Origin of the sequence: Shewanella glacialipiscicola (genome assembly GCF_023283485.1) — a bacterium.
Classification (GTDB): domain Bacteria; phylum Pseudomonadota; class Gammaproteobacteria; order Enterobacterales; family Shewanellaceae; genus Shewanella; species Shewanella glacialipiscicola.
Map to the genome: position 1 here is coordinate 1 of NZ_JAKILU010000039.1, position 17044 is coordinate 17044.

Sequence of the window (17044 nt, forward strand, 5' to 3'; positions counted from 1 at the left end):
GATATTATTGTAGGCTTACTCATGTATGGACTCCTTTTGTTTTGGTCGATACCAACTTACGACTGTAGGTTGGTGGAGTCCATACATCGAGCTCAGGTTATTTAACCTAAAATAAAAAACCCGAAGCTATGTGGCTTCGGGTTTTGCTAAGGCTTAACTATCTGTGCCTAGACATCATTTGAGGTGCTAACACTAAGGTGAGAGGTGGTTGTTATAGTAATGATTCAAATAACAAATCATTAAAAATCTCTATCAGCCTTAAATTATCTAATAACCAAACTTAGCCACGGGATGCCAGTTTTTATTGATTTCTTCTTCAATAAACTTCTGTTTTTCTTTAACTAAGTCAGCCTCAACTATGCCTATCGCTTGCTGGGCTTTTTGTTTGGTGCTGATATCTGGATAACTCACTTGAGTAACGTTAAGTTGTTTTAATATCCCTGCGAGTTGCTTGCGCGCATCACTTGCTTGCTCAAAAGCTTTATCTAACAGCTGCTTACCTTCGGTGGGATTATGGGCATATAAACCATGTGAAGACATGGCAAAATCCCATCGCCATTGGCCGTGGCGTATTCCCATAATAGGCGCATTCATTTGCTCCCATTTGGCACCAGCATCCCAAGCAGCTTTGGCTTCGTAATGAGCCTTAACTAACAAGCCTTCTACTTCACGGGCTTTGGTTTCAATCGTTAATTTATTGGCCGCTAGCTTAGCTTCAATTTTTGTTTTACTGCTATGGCAACTGCTGCAAGTGCTATCAAAATGCGGTAAGGCTTTATCCACTTTATGGCTGGTAAATTCAACGCCTTTGGCATCTTTCTGGGTTGGCATGTGGCAAGTAATACAAGTTACCCCCACTTCTGCGTGTTTACTGCGGCTCCAGTGTTCAAAGTCCGGATGACGCGCCTTGAGTATTGGCGTTCTTGATATGGGATGGATCCATTCGAAGAAACGACGAGTATCGTAATATTTTTCAATGTCATCGGCGGTGCTGCCAAAAATCCACGGAATATTGACCACATTACTTTTTTCTGGACGGAAATAATAAGTCACATGGCACTGACCACATACCTGAGCGCCCTGCATGTTGGTATCTTGTTTGTCAAAAGGTAGCTGAATTTTAGCCATCGCATCTTGGGCATGGGGACGCGGTAAGGCTAATTTTTTATTGCCAGATTCATGACAGTCACTGCAATAAACAACACTTTGGATCTCTTTGCCAAGATCGGTAAAATTTTTGGCTGAGTATCCTTCAAAACCTAACTCTTCAATTAATCGAGGCGCGTCAGGCGTTTTACAGGTCCAGCAACTGGCAGATAAACCTTTTTCACCGGGTTCTGGTGCCACACCTGTGCGTAAAGTGTGTGCTACATCGGCAACAGCAAATTGATGTCCACGTGGGCTATGATACTCTTTTGCAAAAGAAGAACCCGCCCACAGTATGATGCTGGCAGGATAATTGGCGAGCATATCCTCGCGCTCAACCTGCTCAGATGTCGCCTGCCAAGATTGATATTGATTAGGAAATTGTTGTTGATTGCTCGCATCAGAGGCGGCCAAAGCGGTAAATGTCGCCATGGCCAGCGAGCCAATCAAATAAACCTTTATTTTTGACGATATGACTGTTTTAAAATGAATTTCCACTATATCTCCTTTATCCTAATCTCAATTTTAACCTGGTCGCCCATCAATACGGGGGCGGGTGAGTATGGGTATGTAATGCCATACAAACATAGCAAATGCGATAAACCAGCAACTAGCAGCTAACCATAACCAGACTTGGGTTTCAGCCGGAAACCAGATAGGCATTAATGCTCTGAATACTGCCGCTAAAGGCAAACAAATAAAGGCCAATATCATTTTGGGGCCCTCATAAATATTTCGGCTCGTATGCCCAAGTGACACCCTAGAAATCATTGAAAGACACAAGGTAGCCATACAACCTATCGCAAATAGGTGCAGTAAACTGCGATAAGCATATTCATTATCGAGATACCAACTCATAGCTAATAAACTGACGGGAAGCATAAAATAGGCAACATGTAAGGACCACAACATAGGTTCCTTTAGTGTTTTATGAGGTAACCAACGGGCAAATCGGATTAACTGTAATAGCCCTGCGATCAACAATAAACTTCGCTCTATTTCCAAAGGGAGTAGTTCAAAAAGAGCTTGGGTCACCAGCAAAATCATCACCGCAAGCAGCGGATATTCAACCCAAGGCAAAGGTTCGGCTTTTGTCGCCTTAATGCGCATTGCGGTAAAAAAGGGGATCACCCGGCCACCCACTATGGTGATCAGTAACGCAAACCACCACAACATTGCCTGCCAGATCTGATGGGCAAAGATAAAGTCTCGTTCAAATAGAGCGTAGTAACTGACATTGTTAATGACTAACGCGACCAACAACATGATTGGAAAGCCAATATTACGCCATTGCCTTACTTTATAAATGCTACGCCATAGGGCAAGACTTGCCATACCGAGAAATAATGAATCAAACAATGCCGGTAAAATCAGTGGCACTTGCATTGGAAGTAACAGTAACAATCGTGCCAATAACCAGCAACTAAACGTCAGCGCAAGTGGCCAGCCTTTTAATGCCGGTTGATTAGTCCAGCTTTGAACGGCCGTCAGTAAAAAGCCACACACAATCGCCATCGCAAAACCAAACAGCAGCTCATGGGGATGCCACCATAACGGCAAGATAATGGCCCAGAAATTGGGCGGAAAAAAACTATATTGCGGAGTAAACCAAGTTAATAACCACAGCGGAATATAGAGTGCGGCTAATATGGCTCCTCCCAAAAAAAAGGGTCTAAAGGCTAATCGCCACAGCGCGGGAATGCGTTCAATTTGTTTAGGATCATCAATATTTAGCATCGTTATTAACCCAGTGGCTTAGTTATCGCGAGCACACTTAAGATGTTTTTTATATAGCCCTTATACTGTACTGAAATCTTATTTAATTCAAACTAGGTCTTAGGTTTTGGAACTCATGTCCCAAAGATCAACATTTTCAAATTTAAGACAGCTGCATTTTACGGCGATATGACTCACATTAAAAACTTTTACAGCGCAACAATAGGCGGTAGAGTTTTTGTATTATTAACGACTGAGTTTACGGATACACAATACAAACTTATAAAGTCAGCACCCTAAAATTTTACGACTTTTTTACGCGCTATCTTAAAATAGCTTTGTTAGAGTAAAACTAACTTCTATTACACCATTATCAACTCCATGACATTGTTAACAACGGCAGCTTTGACCCAGTACTGGCGTGCCCGCCCCGCTTTATTTACCTTCATTGTGTTAGTGATTGCAATTTTTAGCAGTGTGTTTATCGACTATTTTTCAGCATCGACCATCGCCGTACTGCTCGTTTTACAATTGGCCGTGGTCGCGGTAGCGCTACAATGTAATGCCAACTTTGCCTATTTTGCGGCAGTGTTTGAGGCGACTAGCTTTAATTTTCTGTTTACCACGCCGCGCTACTCGCTACAAATGTTCAATCTTGAGGACATTCTTAATCTAACGGTGTTTTTACTGGTCGCCCTCACCACCAGCAAATTGGCTGAACATTACCGCCGCCAGCAAGATGCACTCGAACAGGCTCAGTTACGCAACAGCATTTTGTTGTCAGTTTCACATGATTTACGTACACCACTGGCAACCATAATCGGCACGCTGACAACACTGAAGGAATACATGCCTAAGCTCAGTGCGTCGCAAAAGGATGAATTAATTGATAGTGCCGCCAGTGAAAGCCATCGTCTGCATCAATATATCGAAAACCTTTTACAAGCCACTAAGTTACAACACGGTGCGCTTAAATTTAGCCTCAGTGAACACACAATTATCAATGTATTACACCAAGCAATTGGCCGTTTCGCCGCAGCCCAGCCACGAATCATTATCGACAGCGAGGCAGAATTGCCAGCATTAATGATCAGCAGCTCATTGATTGAACAGGCCATTTTTAATGTACTGGATAACGCACTGCGCTATTCTCCCTTAGATAAACCCGTCACAGTAACGGCTTACCAACAGGGCGATATGTTGCAGTTAGATATTCAAGATGAGGGCGTAGGCATTGCCCCCGCAGAGGCGCAGGCTATTTTTGAACTGTTTTATCGCCAGCATCCCTCAACTGATGGCGGCGCGGGTCTTGGATTGGCTGTCGCTAAAGGCATTATTACCGCCCATGGCGGCCAGATCAGCGCCGAACCCGCCTCCAAGGGCAGCCTTATTCGCATCGTTTTACCGATTAAAAAAAGAGAGCAATAAATGGCTTATAAGGTGCTGGTTGTTGATGACGAAGCGCAAATCCACACTTTTATGCGCATATCTTTAGAAGCGGAAGGCTTTGAATATTTCGGCGCCGCATCAATTGCCTCAGCCCTAGCGCAATATCAGGCACAGCAGCCACACATATTAGTGCTAGACCTTGGCTTACCCGACGGCGACGGCATCACCTTACTGCAAACCCTACGTCAGAGTAACAAAGTGCCAGTACTTATCTTAACCGCCCGCGATCAAGAGGAAGAGAAAATCCGTCTGTTAGAAGCAGGCGCAAATGATTATCTCAGTAAGCCATTTGGGATCAGAGAGTTAATCGCACGCATCAAGGTATTAGTTCGCGACTTAGTAGATGAATCCCCCCTGAGTGATGTACTGCTGTTTGGCGCACTTAAGCTGCAAAAAAGTACCCACCAGCTTTGGTTCAATGAACAAGAAATCGCCTTAACCAAAAAGGAATTTGCGCTGATTGAGACCTTAATGTCCCGCCCGAGTCAGTTAGTTAAACAAACCGAATTATTACGGGATATTTGGGGTGAAACCCATCAACAAGACAGCCACTATCTGCGGATTTTAGTCAGTCAGTTACGTAAAAAGCTCAACGATAGCACTGAACAACAACTCATAAAGACTGAAGCAGGCTTAGGGTATCGCTTAACTGACACGAGTCAGTCATAAATCTTTTCTCATCAAAAACTTTCAAAAAATCGTAAAAGGATGTTTGTATGGCACACTTTACCGTTATTGGCTTAGGGCGATTTGGCGTCGCGGCAAGCCATGAGTTGATCCACTTAGGTCACACAGTCACAGGCGTAGACAGTGACTCCAAGATGGTCGAAAAGTACGTTGAAAGTCTAACCGAAGCAGTGATTTGCGACTGCTCCGACGAAACTGCATTACGGGAGTTAGACCTTGCCAGCAGTGACGTGGTGCTAGTCGCCATTGGCGAAGATATGCAATCTAGCTTGCTATGCACTTTGGCACTTAAGAATTTGGGCGTAAATGTCATTTGGGTCAAAGCCAGCACTAAAGCGCACCATACAATTGTGTCTAAACTCGGCGTAGATCGCATCATACATCCAGAAGAGGAAATGGGTATACGCGTTGCCCAGTCGCTTAATTATCCTATGGTAAGTAATTTCTTGCCGATCGGTGATGGTCTTTATGTGGTTGAAATCCATATTAAAGCGCACCTAGACCAAACTGTTCTATCCAAGCTACTGGGGACGACCCTCGATGACAGTACCGATGATAGCCAAACGAATGTAGAGCGTAATCCTAAGGGCAAAGTGACGGCCGTGATGGTGAAGCGAGATCTGGCGGTATTTAGTAAGCTTGATGGCAATTTTGTGCTACAAACCAATGATGCTTTACTGCTTTGTGGCAGCCGTAGTGAACTTAAATACCTCGCACCAAGGTTGGTGTAAAGTGGTTCAATGGCATCCCTCAATCACGGCAATTGAGCACAAACCTAAAGCGGGCAAAAAGCTTTTAGGTGCGCCGCCGTTTATTTTAAGCATCAGTTTTGCCCTGTTGATCATGCTCGGCACGTGTTTACTCAAACTGCCGATAGCGACCGAATCACCGATTACTTGGCTACAAAGCCTGTTCACGGCAACCTCAGCAGTCACAGTAACAGGGCTGGTTGTTGTAGATACTGGCAGCGTTTTTACGCCCTTTGGTCAAATCGTCATTGCACTGCTAATCCAATGCGGCGGGCTGGGGCTGATGACCTTTGCCATTGTCACCCTTATCGCCCTTGGCGGTAAGATTGGCTTTCTACAACAAACAGTCGCAAAAGAGGCTTTTAATCAAACCGATACATCAACATTAGTCTCAACCGCAAAAGCAGTATTAATATTTTCGCTGCTGGTTGAAGCCATAGGAATGCTGATTTTATCCGCGCATTGGAGCCATGAACTTGGCTGGCAAACCAGCTTATTCTACGGTTTTTTCTATACCATTAGCGCCTTCAACAACGCAGGTTTTGCCCTCAGTGCCGACAGCCTGATGCCTTACGTAGCCGATCCCGTTATCAATCTAACGATCACAGCTTTGCTTATTATCGGTGGTTTAGGATTTTCGGTGTGGATAGATCTGCGTAGGAACAAACGTTGGTCAAAACTCAGCGTTTACAGCCGCATGATGATCATCGGCACTATTGTTATCAACGCCGTTGCCGTGATTGCGCTTTACTTTATTGAGTACAACAACCCCAATACCTTGGCCCCCTTAAGCGAACTCGGCAAATGGTTAGCCTCATGGTTTCAAGCCGTTACACCGCGCACCGCAGGCTTTAATACCCTAGCAATTGACCAACTCGAAGACGCCAGCACCTTGCTCATACTCGTGCTGATGTTTATCGGCGGCGGCTCATTAAGCACCGCCAGCGGCATTAAAGTCGTCACCTTTATGGTGCTGATTTTGGCCACTTATGGTTATTTACGTCGCGACGAAGCCATCTATGTGTTTAAACGAGAAATCCCCAAAGATACCGTCAGCAAAGCCTTGGCGCTGACCATCATCTCTTTGGTTGTATCTTGGCTGGCCATCTTCATACTGGTATTAAGCGAGAAAGCGCCGTTAATCGATATCGTCTTCGAGGCCATATCCGCACTGGGCACAGTCGGATTATCGCGCGGATTAACTGGCAACCTCACCACTCTAGGCCAAGCTATCATCATCTTTATGATGTTCATGGGTCGCCTCGGCCCACTCATGCTCGCCTACTTCCTCGCGAATCCAAGGATGAAAAAACTGCGCTACGCAGAAACCAGACTGGCGATTGGGTAAATAGATGGGTTAGATGGCCGCAGGAACGGCGCAAAACACCATAGTTACAATCCGTTTAGCTATGGGCGATCAGCAACTAGCACAAGGGGGTATTAATGTAATAATTAACGCGCCCCATTTTTTGTTTCGCTAAAAATCCGCACTCGACCAGTTGCTCTAAATATTTAGTGGCACCAGTAGCAAGTAAAACAAACGAGTCTATATAGATAAATTTCGCTCTTTTTTATACTTAAGAGATTCAATATGTATAATTTTCCTCAAAAATTATACATGACGGAGAAAACATGTATCGTTTTTCAAGTTTTCTATGCATGACATCTATGTAGTTCAACTCATTGATAAGTTTGTTAACCACTGACTACTTCTTAAAAATCAGCCTCTTTGCGCAATGTTATAGCTACGTAATCGCTGTAGCTTCTTAATTTAGGATGTTCATGGGTAGCCTCAGCCCACTAATGTTCGCCTACTTCCTCGTCAATCCAAAGGTGAAAAACAGCGCTACGCAGAAACTAAATTAGCGATAGCCCAACCTCAATTTCATTAATAAGTCTCCGTGGAGGAGATGGCACAACATCAAATAACCACGTATACATAACGATTTGTAAAGAAAATAAAACTAAAGCACAACGTTTAGACCTTAGTAGAAATACGTTTGGTGATAATTCCGTAGGTGTTGTAGTTTATGTTATCGCTGGCTTTAATCTCATTAAAACTCATATTGGGGCGCTGATGTCACTACATGAAACAATTATTACTTTTGAAGAGTTACAACAACTAGACCTTGCTGAAATACTGTCGGAAGTTAAAGAAAATTCATACCAAAATATTGAGTCTGCACTGGCAGCTCAAAAAGAAAACGTTCCAGCTCATTTTTTAGCAGCGGTATGTTCAATGCACTTTAATCCCAAAGATCCTAGGGCACCGTTTCAACCCAAATTTATCTTTGAAGACCGCAGAGGTGTGGTAGCAAGCGACTTTAATCAAGAATCGCTGATCGCACTAAAAGATTTCTGTCCAGTGGTTGAAAGCCATGAGCTACGTGCACGGCTGGCCGATATAGTTTGGATTACAAAGTCAGGAACTGTTGAGCATGCTTATATAGCGATAGAGGCTTACTTAGAATCTGCTAAAAAACTGACCGAAGAATCTGAATCATGGTTTTTACCATACGAACGAATTGAGCGAGCACTTCGCTTGAGCTGCATGTTCCAAAGAGCTAATCAACGTCCTGATTTATTTGAAAGTGTGTCGCAATTTCTCCTAGAGCAACTTGAAACGAACAAAGACTTCGAACAATGCTTTTACTCACAGCGCTTACTAACTCTGTGTCTTGAGTTTAGTATCAAAGACAATGAGTGGATTTACCAACAAGCCCTTGAACTAGCTAGAATACAGTTCGAAAAAGGTAATTATGATATCTCCATTAACTCTAATGAAATTGCACTCGATGCAGCGGTGTCAATGCGAGATAAAATCAAACAAATTGGTATTTGGCAGTCTATATCAGATTGTCATGTAAAAGCTGCAAAGCATCATCAACAAGGAATGATTGCAGCTGGTCGCTTGCTAAAAGCCATTGATGCTTTATCTAAAGTACCAGGGACAAAAGAACGACGATTAGCACTGTATGAAGAAATGAGGGAACTGCAAATTGAGTCTTTGCACGAACTTGGTCTTATTGTTACAGAAGGGGAAGATATTAGTAAAATTGTGAATAATGCCATTGCAAGTATGCAAAGTATCGATTTGTTTGATGCCATTTTCAGACTGGGAGCTATCACTAGACCATCACATATTGAGCAGTTGCGAGAGCATGCGACCGAACAAATGCAATCTAGTTTTGCGTGGATCTTCGGTACAACTCATCTTGATCATGAAGGCATAACTACAGCATTAATTCCAGCCGGTCTTGGAATTGATGATGATGAAAATGGCCTACGTTGTTGGAGTGTTATGATGCGCAATATTGGTATTGAGCATCAGTTATCTGTACAAGGAAGAATTATTCCTGCTCTTAATGAGGTTACAACCAAGTATGTAGTTACAAAGGATGTAATAGAACAAATATGCTCTAACCATCCATTCATTCCATATGGTCATGAAGAATTTTTTGTGAAAGGCTTATTAGCTGGTTTTAATAGGGATTTTATGACCGCTTGTCATTTGCTAGTACCACAAATAGAGAACTCTCTACGCTATCTTGCTCGTCAGAAAGGAGAAGAGCCATCGACGTTACATGGAGATGGTTCACAAGAGCGAAATGGTATTAAAGTTTTATTGGGACATGAAGCAATTATCGATACATTAGGTACCGATCTAACGACGAATTTACAAGTTGTATTACTTGATAAAATTTATGGCGACCTGAGAAATCAGTTATCTCATGGTTATGTACCAGCATCAACCTACTGTGGTGTAGCTCCAAAGTTCTTTTGGTGGCTTATACTCCACATTGTAATGATTCCATATGCAAGACAGTGGAAAGAGCGCTATCAACCAGAAGAACTTAAAAAGTAGCTAAATGGTAAGTAAGAATACGACTGCACATAGCTACAACAACTACACCGCTTGTCCTGCTGCGACGCCAGACGACCAAGCAAATTGGAAATTAAACCCGCCTAACCAACCACTTACGTCAATTACTTCACCGATAAAGTAGAGTCCTGTAACTTTGCTGGCTTCCATGGTTTTGGATGACAGCTCATTACTATCAACGCCCCCCAAAGTCACTTCGGCGGTGCGGTAGCCTTCGGTGCCATTCATCAATAATGTCCAGCGGTGTATATCATCGACCAATTTTGCGCGCTCGGCGTGCACTAGCTGATTTAACGCTTTGTTTAGCAAAGCTTCATCGAACAACACTTCGACCAGCCGTTTAGGCAACCATTGGCTGAGAGTGTTGCGCAGGCTTTGCTTGGGATGCGCGGCGAGCTGTTGCTCTAGCAATTGCGCTAAATCCATATTCGGCAATAGATCGATTTCTATGGTTTCGCCCGCTTTCCAATAGTTGGAAATCTGCAAAATGGCAGGGCCAGATAAGCCGCGGTGAGTGAATAGCAGCGCTTCGCTAAATGCAGTGCCATCTTTGGCGGTAATGCGGCTCGGTACGGCTATGCCCGACAAAGGTTCGAAACGAATTTTATCTTCACTGTGCCATGTAAAAGGCACCAGACCTGCGTGAGTGGGTAATACTTTGAGGCCAAACTGCTCGGCTAGTTGATAACCGTAAGGCGTAGCGCCGAGTTTAGGCATGGATAAACCGCCGGTGGCGATAACCAGTGAGTCGCAGCTCAATTCGCCGTTAGAGGTATTGAGCTCAAAGCGCCCTGCCTCGGTCTTTTTAACGGCCAGAATATCGGTGCGCAGCTTAATGGTCACGCCTGCCAATTCACACTCGGTCAATAGCATAGTGACTATCTCTTTGGCCGAGTCATTACAGAACAATTGGCCGTGATCGCGTTCGTGGTATTCAATGCCGTGCCGCTCGACCAGTTCAATAAACTGCTGCGACGGATAACGCGCCAGCGCCGACTTAACAAAGTGGGGATTACCACAGAGGAAGTTTGCGGGCTCGACTTTAAGGTTCGTGAAGTTACAACGCCCGCCGCCGCTGATGAGAATTTTACGCCCAGCTTGCTTGGCATTATCGAGTACGAGTACATCACGGCCTCGGTAACCCGCGGTCGCTGCACACATTAATCCCGCGGCGCCGGCTCCAATAATAATGACATCATGATGTTTCACGCTCTTACTCCACACAGATAAATTGATTGGTATTGGCTGCCAACGGGCAATTTGATGACTCGCGAACATTTAGCAAGCAAGTCATACAACAGCTAAACGGAGCAAGGATAAGCTCAAACGTTAGGTACAAATCCCCTCTTTCACCATCCCTGGCGACCGGGGATAAATACTTCCGTGTATAAATCCTCTCTTTCACCATCTGACCTCCAGGGATGGAGGAAATGCCCGTCTGATGTTGGGAACATCAAGGGCCCTGGCGATCGGGGATACATCTTGCACACCAGAAGTCCGAGCATAAAAAAGGGCGCTATATTAGCACCCTTTCTTTTATTCAGCATCATCACGGCTCGCGGTTTATTGCGGCGGCGTTTCTGATTTTTTCTCTCTGCTGAGCAATTCTTTAGCAGCATCGACGGGCGATTTACCTTGGTACAAGACTTGGTAAATTTGCTCAGTGATTGGCATTTCAACCCCAAGACGTTTCGCAAGCGTAAACACTTCTTTGGTATTGCGATAACCTTCAACCACTTGGCCGATTTCAGCCTGCGCTGTTATCACATCGCTGCCTTTACCTAAAGCTAAACCGAAACGACGGTTACGGGATTGGTTGTCGGTACAGGTCAACACTAAGTCGCCTAATCCCGCCATTCCCATAAAGGTGGCCGAATTGGCCCCTAAGGCTTCGCCTAAACGCGTCAATTCGACTAAACCACGGGTAATCAGGGCTGTTCTGGCATTGGCACCAAAGCCGATACCGTCGGACATGCCCGCACCAATCGCAATTACGTTCTTTACTGCGCCACCCAGTTGGATGCCGGTAAAGTCGTCGTTGGCGTAAACCCGCAAATGTTTTGGACTATGTAATAGTTCAATTAATTCATGGGTAAACTTAGGGCAAGTGCCTGCAACTGCAATAGCAGTGGGTAATCCCATGGCCAATTCTTTCGCAAATGTTGGCCCAGATAACACCGCAAGCGGATATTGCTCACCTAAGACATCACGGGCCACATCTTGCAACAAACGTCCGGTTTCAGGCTCAAGCCCTTTCGTCGCCCATACAATGCGCGCATCGCTACGGAGCAAAGGTTGAGCTTGCTTTAGCACAGTGCCAAACACATGGCTTGGCACTACCACTAACACGTTGTTACTGGCAGCTAAGGCGGTCGCTAAATCGGCTTCAATTTGTAGACAGTCAGGAAATGCAATGTCTGGCAAAAATGCTTGGTTACACCTGTCTTGCGCCAGCGTTTGCATGTGGACAGGATTATGTCCCCATAACAAGGTCTTATGACCATTGCTAGCCAAAGAAATGGCAAGGGCGGTGCCATAAGAGCCCGCCCCTAGTACCGTGATATCGGCAGTGTTTTTCATATGATTAAGCGTTAGCTTCTTCAGTCGCTGGTGCAGTCGCAGCGGTTTGGCGTTGCTGCACATATTGAGCAAACAGCGCATCAAAGTTAACTGGTGCTAAGTTAAGTTGTGGGAAAGTACCACGACCGACTAAGCTGCCCACGGTTTCGCGAGCATATGGGAATAGGATGTTAGGGCAATATGCGCCTAATGAGTGGGCCAATTGTGGCTCAGTCAGACCCGTGATAGAGAAAATACCCGCTTGCTGTACTTCACATAGGAAAGCAGTTTCGCCTTCATTTTGTGCCGTCACAGTTAAAGACAAGATAACTTCATACACGTCATCAGCTAATTTAGTGCTGCGAGTGTCTAAATCTAACTTAACTTCTGGGTTCCATTCTTTTTGGAATACCGCAGGGCTGTTAGGCGTTTCGAAAGACACGTCTTTAGTGTAAACACGTTGGATATTGAATTGTGGGGCTTGTTGTTCGTTGTTTGCTACTTCAGCCATAATTTCCTACTTATCCTATCAATGTTGTTTCGGCTTTTCGTTGAAAGCCAATTATTATTTGAAAGCCAATTATTATTTAAACATAAATTGGCTCGTGGCTTATCTTATCCAAGACGTGTATTAGCTCTTAGTATCATGCCAATTTGTACCCAGATTCGGGTATCGATCAAACCTGCCCAACAACTTATTTAAGCCATTAGTCACTGTAGGATCAGTATGCCAAGCATTGATGATCCAATACTGCGGTATCCAAAAATAACATGCAGTTTAAATCATCATTGCCGCCGACAACTTATCTTTTGCTTTTTGAAACAGGCATATTGGCTGCCTGCCATTCACCCATACCACCTTTTAAGTTATACAGGTTTTCAAAACCTTGTTGACCTAAAAGCTGAGCGGCTTGAGACGAGGTCATGCCAGCATTGCATACTAATATAATGGGACTGGCTTTATACTTTTCAAGGGCGGATATCTGATTATTTTTAATATCAGCTAGCGTAACGTTAAGTGCATCAACAATATGGCCCTTGCGGAACTCGTCGTTCGAACGCACATCAACCACTTTTGCATCTTGTCTATTGACCATAATAGTCAATTCTTGATGGGAAATACTTTTGATTTTTGACATGCTTGATTTGATGAGACTCGCAACGAGCACAACAAATAATCCCACCCAAGCTAGACTTAACATTGAGTGAGCTTTAAAAAATTCGATATATTCTTGCATGATGATTGCCCGCATAAATGGCGAAAATTCGATAAGGGCACAGAGTATACCGATTGCCTTGGCAGATTGCAGCAGTTTAGTCACAGTTCCAGATCGCACTTTTAGCGTAATTCACTCCGTGTTTGCCACAAGTAGGCCAGCGAATCGAACGAATTAGCTATTCGATGACCTTAATCGGGGTAAAGCGCTTTTTCATCCCCCACTAACGTAGTAATATTTGACCAATTTCAGATTTCTATCGCTTCTATAAAACTTAAGGAATCACCATGACGACAGCTAAACGTCCACTCGCGTTGTTGATCCTCGATGGCTGGGGCTACCGAGAAAACACGCATAATAATGCGATTTTTCACGCAAAGACTCCTGTACTCGACCATCTCAATGCCCAATATCCCCACAGTTTGATTTCAGGTTCTGGTTTAGATGTTGGCTTACCTGATGGTCAAATGGGTAACTCTGAAGTTGGCCACATTAACTTAGGCTCTGGCCGTGTGGTTTATCAAGAGCTCACACGCATTAGTAAAGCCATTGCAGATCATGAGTTTGAGAAAAACGCAGTCCTATGTGATGCAATAGACTCAGCTATTAAAGCCAACGGCGCCGTACACATTATGGGGTTACTTTCTGCCGGTGGCGTTCACAGCCATGAAGAGCATATCGAAGCAATGTGCCGCATGGCAGTAGCTCGCGGCGCAACTAAGGTTTATTTGCATGCTTTCCTCGATGGCCGCGATACACCACCACGCAGTGCAAAGGGCAGCTTGAGCCATTTTGATGATCTGTTTACTACATTAGGCCATGGCCGTATCGCCTCGATTATTGGTCGTTACTTTGCAATGGACAGGGATAATCGTTGGGATCGTGTGTCGCAAGCCTACGATTTAATCACCCAAGGCAAGGCAAAATTCCAATTCAACAACGCAGTTACTGCATTAGAAGCGGCCTACGAGCGTAACGAGAACGACGAATTCGTATCTTCATCAGCCATCACCGATGCCGACGGTCAAGTTACGACCTTGCAAGATGGCGATGCACTGATATTTATGAATTTCCGTGCCGACCGTGCCCGTCAAATTACCCGTAGCTTTATTAACCCCGACTTTGATGGTTTTGAGCGCTCTATCGTGCCTAAAATGCACTTTGTCACTTTGACTGAGTACGCTGGCGACATCACAGCACCTATCGCTTACCCGTCTGAAAACCTAGTGAATACCTTAGGTGAAGTGCTTGAAAAGCAAGGCTGCACTCAACTGCGCATCTCTGAAACAGAAAAATATGCCCATGTGACCTTCTTCTTCAACGGCGGTAAAGAAGAGCCATTTAAAGGTGAAGATCGCATCCTAATCAACTCACCTAAAGTCGCGACCTACGACTTACAGCCTGAGATGAGTTCAGCCGAGCTGACCGACAAGTTAGTGGCGGCGATTGAGTCAACCAAGTACGACGTGATCATCTGTAACTACCCTAATGGTGACATGGTTGGCCATACGGGTAATTTCGATGCCGCCGTTAAAGCCTGTGAAGCCGTCGATGCGTGTATTGGACGTGTGGTTGATGCACTGGCAAAAGTGGGTGGCGAATGCATTATTACCGCCGATCACGGCAACGCCGAGCAAATGACCGATGAAACTACTGGTCAGGCGCACACAGCGCACACCAGTGAATTAGTGCCATTTATCTTTGTGGGACGCGATGCAACTATCGATACCGGTGGTAAGCTAAGCGACGTTGCACCGACTATCTTGAACTTGATAGGCGAAGCCATTCCAGCAGAGATGACAGGTAAGCCCTTAATCCACATTAAAGAGTAACCGTTACCTAGTGAGCATTCGACTCCTTGTTAAAGCCAGCATTATTGCTGGCTTTATGATGTTATGTTTTTCGGCAAACGCTTCTGATTTAGCGAAGCGTCAGTCCGAGTTGAAATCAATCCAAACGCAAATAAATAAACAAAAAAGTGCGTTAAAAACTACCGATAAACAAAGAGAGAAATTACTGTCATTGCTACGAAGCGATGAAGAGGCGATTGCGTCTGCGGCTAAAAAGGTCAACAGCACTAAAAATAATTTAGCGCAGATAGACACGACACTCGCAGAGTTAAAAACACGCCAAGAAGCATTAGAAGTTCTTAAGGTTACGCAGCAGAAAACGCTATCTAAACAGTTATCTAGCGCCTACCTTGCTGGCAACCATGATTACACTAAGATGGTACTCAATCAACAAAGCCCCGCTACTATCGAGCGTATGTTGGCCTATTACCAATACCTCAACAAAGCGCGGATGAAGTCGATTAATGAATTAAAGCAAACCTTAACTGAGCTAGATGAAATCAAGGTTACACAAACGAGTAAACAACAACAGTTAACTCAGCTTGTGAGCGAGCAGCAAGTACAAGCTAAACGCCTGAGCCAAGAGCAAAATCAGCGTCAACTAACCATTAATGAACTACAACGAACCTTAAACTCTAAGGGGGCTGAGCTTGAACAGATGCAAATTGAAGAGGCCAGCTTAAAGCGTGTCGTTGAGCAAGCGTTGCGGGCGATGAAAGATAATCCATCCATGGAAGGTTTTGGTAAACAAAGTGGCAAACTCAAATGGCCCACTAAGGGTCGTGTCAGTGCCGGCTTTGGCAGCCAACGTTCTGGTCAAGTGGTTTGGAAAGGCACCATGCTCTCTGCGCCTGAGGGACAAAATATTCGTGCAGTATCCGGTGGTAAGGTTATTTATGCTGACTGGTTACGCGGTTTTGGTTTAGTGATGGTTATCGACCATGGTAAGGGTTATATGAGCCTTTATGGCCATGCCCAAACCCTATTAAGAAAACCTGGCGACATGGTTAAAACGGGTGAGGAGATAGCTTTAGTCGGACGCTCAGGTGGGCAAAGTGAGCCAGGCTTATACTTCGAAATAAGGCACAAAGGCAAAGCCGTCGATCCAGCGAGATACTGCCGCTAGTCGGTATTACCTATCACCACAGGTGTGCGGACACTTTATCAATAGCGTTGGATTAGGCTCAGTTACGAGCCTAATCCTTTAGCTTTATAGCTAACCCCGTTAATGTAAATACCTAAGTCAATTTAAACAACGGGTTCAGGCAATAAAATTATCGCTATAATCGATACCCTATCAGCCCATGCTATCAATCAAAATCGCTTAGTTTTTAATATGAGTATTGATATAGCATCATGACTAATAAGAAGACATTGTGCGTTTATTTTATTCATTACTTCTATTAACCCTAAATACCTCTCAAAGTTATGCCGCTCAAAGTTATGCCGCTCAAATTGCCCTCATTATTGATGACATTGGTTATCGTCATAGTGATGAAACTGTATTAGCGTTACCGAGTACGGTGACACTCTCAGTATTGCCTCACACACCACTAGGTAAACAGCTCGCCAAGACTGCCCATGAAAAAGGCCATGAAATTATGCTGCATTTACCCATGCAAGCACTGAACGGCAAAACATTAGGGCTGGGCGGATTAACCAATACTATGAGTGAAGCACAAATTCGCAACACTGTTATACCAATTACTTTAATTATATGATCTAATAAGTCGTCACTTTCTAACCTTACAAAGTATGAACAAGCCCAATATCCTAGCCCTAGTTAAA

14 protein-coding genes and 1 pseudogene are annotated in these 17044 nt (G+C 44.4%); 8 read left to right on the forward strand and 7 right to left on the reverse strand.

Features of this window, described 5'->3' with window-relative positions; all coding sequences use genetic code 11:
- Positions 1-267: 267 nt before the first annotated feature.
- Together L2717_RS17355 and L2717_RS17360 are read right to left on the reverse strand one after the other, a co-directional pair.
- Positions 268-1578, reverse strand: a complete 1311-nt coding sequence (locus L2717_RS17355) for an ammonia-forming cytochrome c nitrite reductase subunit c552 (protein WP_220773791.1) — start codon at positions 1576-1578, stop codon at positions 268-270.
- A gap of 93 nt (positions 1579-1671) precedes the next feature.
- Positions 1672-2883 carry an NnrS family protein gene (locus L2717_RS17360; protein WP_220773788.1) on the reverse strand — a complete coding sequence of 404 codons (1212 nt, stop codon included), beginning with the start codon at positions 2881-2883 and terminating at the stop codon, positions 1672-1674.
- A gap of 360 nt (positions 2884-3243) precedes the next feature.
- On the opposite strand from L2717_RS17360, the gene L2717_RS17365 reads away from it, so the two are divergent.
- Genes L2717_RS17365 through L2717_RS17380 form a run of 4 tightly spaced genes read left to right on the forward strand, consistent with a single transcriptional unit; the run spans position 3244 to position 7095 of the window.
- Complete coding sequence (locus L2717_RS17365; RefSeq protein WP_220773787.1) at positions 3244-4290, forward strand: sensor histidine kinase; 1047 nt, start codon at positions 3244-3246, stop codon at positions 4288-4290.
- Positions 4291-4980, forward strand: a complete 690-nt coding sequence (locus L2717_RS17370) for a response regulator transcription factor (RefSeq protein ID WP_220732670.1) — start codon at positions 4291-4293, stop codon at positions 4978-4980.
- Positions 4981-5027: 47 nt separating this feature from the next.
- The gene (locus tag L2717_RS17375) at positions 5028-5729 is read left to right on the forward strand and encodes a potassium channel family protein (RefSeq protein ID WP_220773786.1); all 702 of its coding nucleotides are present in this window, start codon (positions 5028-5030) and stop codon (positions 5727-5729) included.
- A 1-nt stretch (position 5730) separates the two neighbouring features.
- Positions 5731-7095, forward strand: coding sequence for a TrkH family potassium uptake protein (locus tag L2717_RS17380; protein WP_220773790.1), 1365 nt, complete (start codon positions 5731-5733; stop codon positions 7093-7095).
- A 76-nt stretch (positions 7096-7171) separates the two neighbouring features.
- Here L2717_RS17380 and L2717_RS18215 read toward each other — a convergent pair whose 3' ends face one another.
- The gene (locus L2717_RS18215) at positions 7172-7303 is read right to left on the reverse strand and encodes a hypothetical protein (RefSeq protein WP_346347841.1); all 132 of its coding nucleotides are present in this window, start codon (positions 7301-7303) and stop codon (positions 7172-7174) included.
- Between the two features lie 521 nt (positions 7304-7824).
- Between L2717_RS18215 and L2717_RS17385 the strand changes: the two genes are divergently transcribed.
- Positions 7825-9612 (forward strand): DUF7380 domain-containing protein, encoded by a 1788-nt coding sequence (locus L2717_RS17385; protein ID WP_220773785.1) that lies wholly within the window; start codon positions 7825-7827, stop codon positions 9610-9612.
- A 42-nt stretch (positions 9613-9654) separates the two neighbouring features.
- On the opposite strand, the gene L2717_RS17390 is transcribed toward L2717_RS17385, so the two are convergent.
- From L2717_RS17390 to L2717_RS17405, 4 genes are all read right to left on the reverse strand, one after another.
- Positions 9655-10839, reverse strand: coding sequence for a BaiN/RdsA family NAD(P)/FAD-dependent oxidoreductase (locus tag L2717_RS17390; protein WP_220773784.1), 1185 nt, complete (start codon positions 10837-10839; stop codon positions 9655-9657).
- 354 nt (positions 10840-11193) lie between these two features.
- Positions 11194-12210, reverse strand: a complete 1017-nt coding sequence (gpsA, locus tag L2717_RS17395) for an NAD(P)H-dependent glycerol-3-phosphate dehydrogenase (RefSeq protein WP_220773783.1) — start codon at positions 12208-12210, stop codon at positions 11194-11196.
- A 4-nt stretch (positions 12211-12214) separates the two neighbouring features.
- A complete protein-coding gene (secB, locus tag L2717_RS17400) occupies positions 12215-12700 on the reverse strand; it encodes a protein-export chaperone SecB (protein ID WP_220773782.1) in 486 nt (161 codons plus the stop codon).
- Positions 12701-12992: 292 nt separating this feature from the next.
- Positions 12993-13427, reverse strand: coding sequence for a rhodanese-like domain-containing protein (locus L2717_RS17405; protein WP_220773789.1), 435 nt, complete (start codon positions 13425-13427; stop codon positions 12993-12995).
- Between the two features lie 266 nt (positions 13428-13693).
- Here L2717_RS17405 and gpmM point away from each other — a divergent pair, with 266 nt between their 5' ends.
- The 3 genes and pseudogenes from gpmM to L2717_RS17420 form a co-directional block, all read left to right on the forward strand.
- Positions 13694-15238, forward strand: coding sequence for a 2,3-bisphosphoglycerate-independent phosphoglycerate mutase (gene gpmM / locus L2717_RS17410; protein WP_220773781.1), 1545 nt, complete (start codon positions 13694-13696; stop codon positions 15236-15238).
- Between the two features lie 10 nt (positions 15239-15248).
- Complete coding sequence (locus L2717_RS17415; protein ID WP_220773780.1) at positions 15249-16382, forward strand: murein hydrolase activator EnvC family protein; 1134 nt, start codon at positions 15249-15251, stop codon at positions 16380-16382.
- 250 nt (positions 16383-16632) lie between these two features.
- Positions 16633-16956: pseudogene (locus tag L2717_RS17420) on the forward strand (divergent polysaccharide deacetylase family protein); the annotation flags it as partial.
- Positions 16957-17044: the final 88 nt, after the last annotated feature.

What these genes read in the sequence shown, in the direction of transcription:
- L2717_RS17355 (WP_220773791.1), bottom strand. Translation starts at nt 1,578, where the DNA reads ATGGCGACATTTACCGCTTTGGCCGCCTCTGATGCGAGCAATCAACAA.
- L2717_RS17360 (WP_220773788.1), bottom strand. Translation starts at nt 2,883, where the DNA reads ATGCTAAATATTGATGATCCTAAACAAATTGAACGCATTCCCGCGCTG.
- L2717_RS17365 (WP_220773787.1), top strand. Translation starts at nt 3,244, where the DNA reads ATGACATTGTTAACAACGGCAGCTTTGACCCAGTACTGGCGTGCCCGC.
- L2717_RS17370 (WP_220732670.1), top strand. Translation starts at nt 4,291, where the DNA reads ATGGCTTATAAGGTGCTGGTTGTTGATGACGAAGCGCAAATCCACACT.
- L2717_RS17375 (WP_220773786.1), top strand. Translation starts at nt 5,028, where the DNA reads ATGGCACACTTTACCGTTATTGGCTTAGGGCGATTTGGCGTCGCGGCA.
- L2717_RS17385 (WP_220773785.1), top strand. Translation starts at nt 7,825, where the DNA reads ATGTCACTACATGAAACAATTATTACTTTTGAAGAGTTACAACAACTA.
- gpsA (WP_220773783.1), bottom strand. Translation starts at nt 12,210, where the DNA reads ATGAAAAACACTGCCGATATCACGGTACTAGGGGCGGGCTCTTATGGC.
- secB (WP_220773782.1), bottom strand. Translation starts at nt 12,700, where the DNA reads ATGGCTGAAGTAGCAAACAACGAACAACAAGCCCCACAATTCAATATC.
- L2717_RS17405 (WP_220773789.1), bottom strand. Translation starts at nt 13,427, where the DNA reads ATGCAAGAATATATCGAATTTTTTAAAGCTCACTCAATGTTAAGTCTA.
- gpmM (WP_220773781.1), top strand. Translation starts at nt 13,694, where the DNA reads ATGACGACAGCTAAACGTCCACTCGCGTTGTTGATCCTCGATGGCTGG.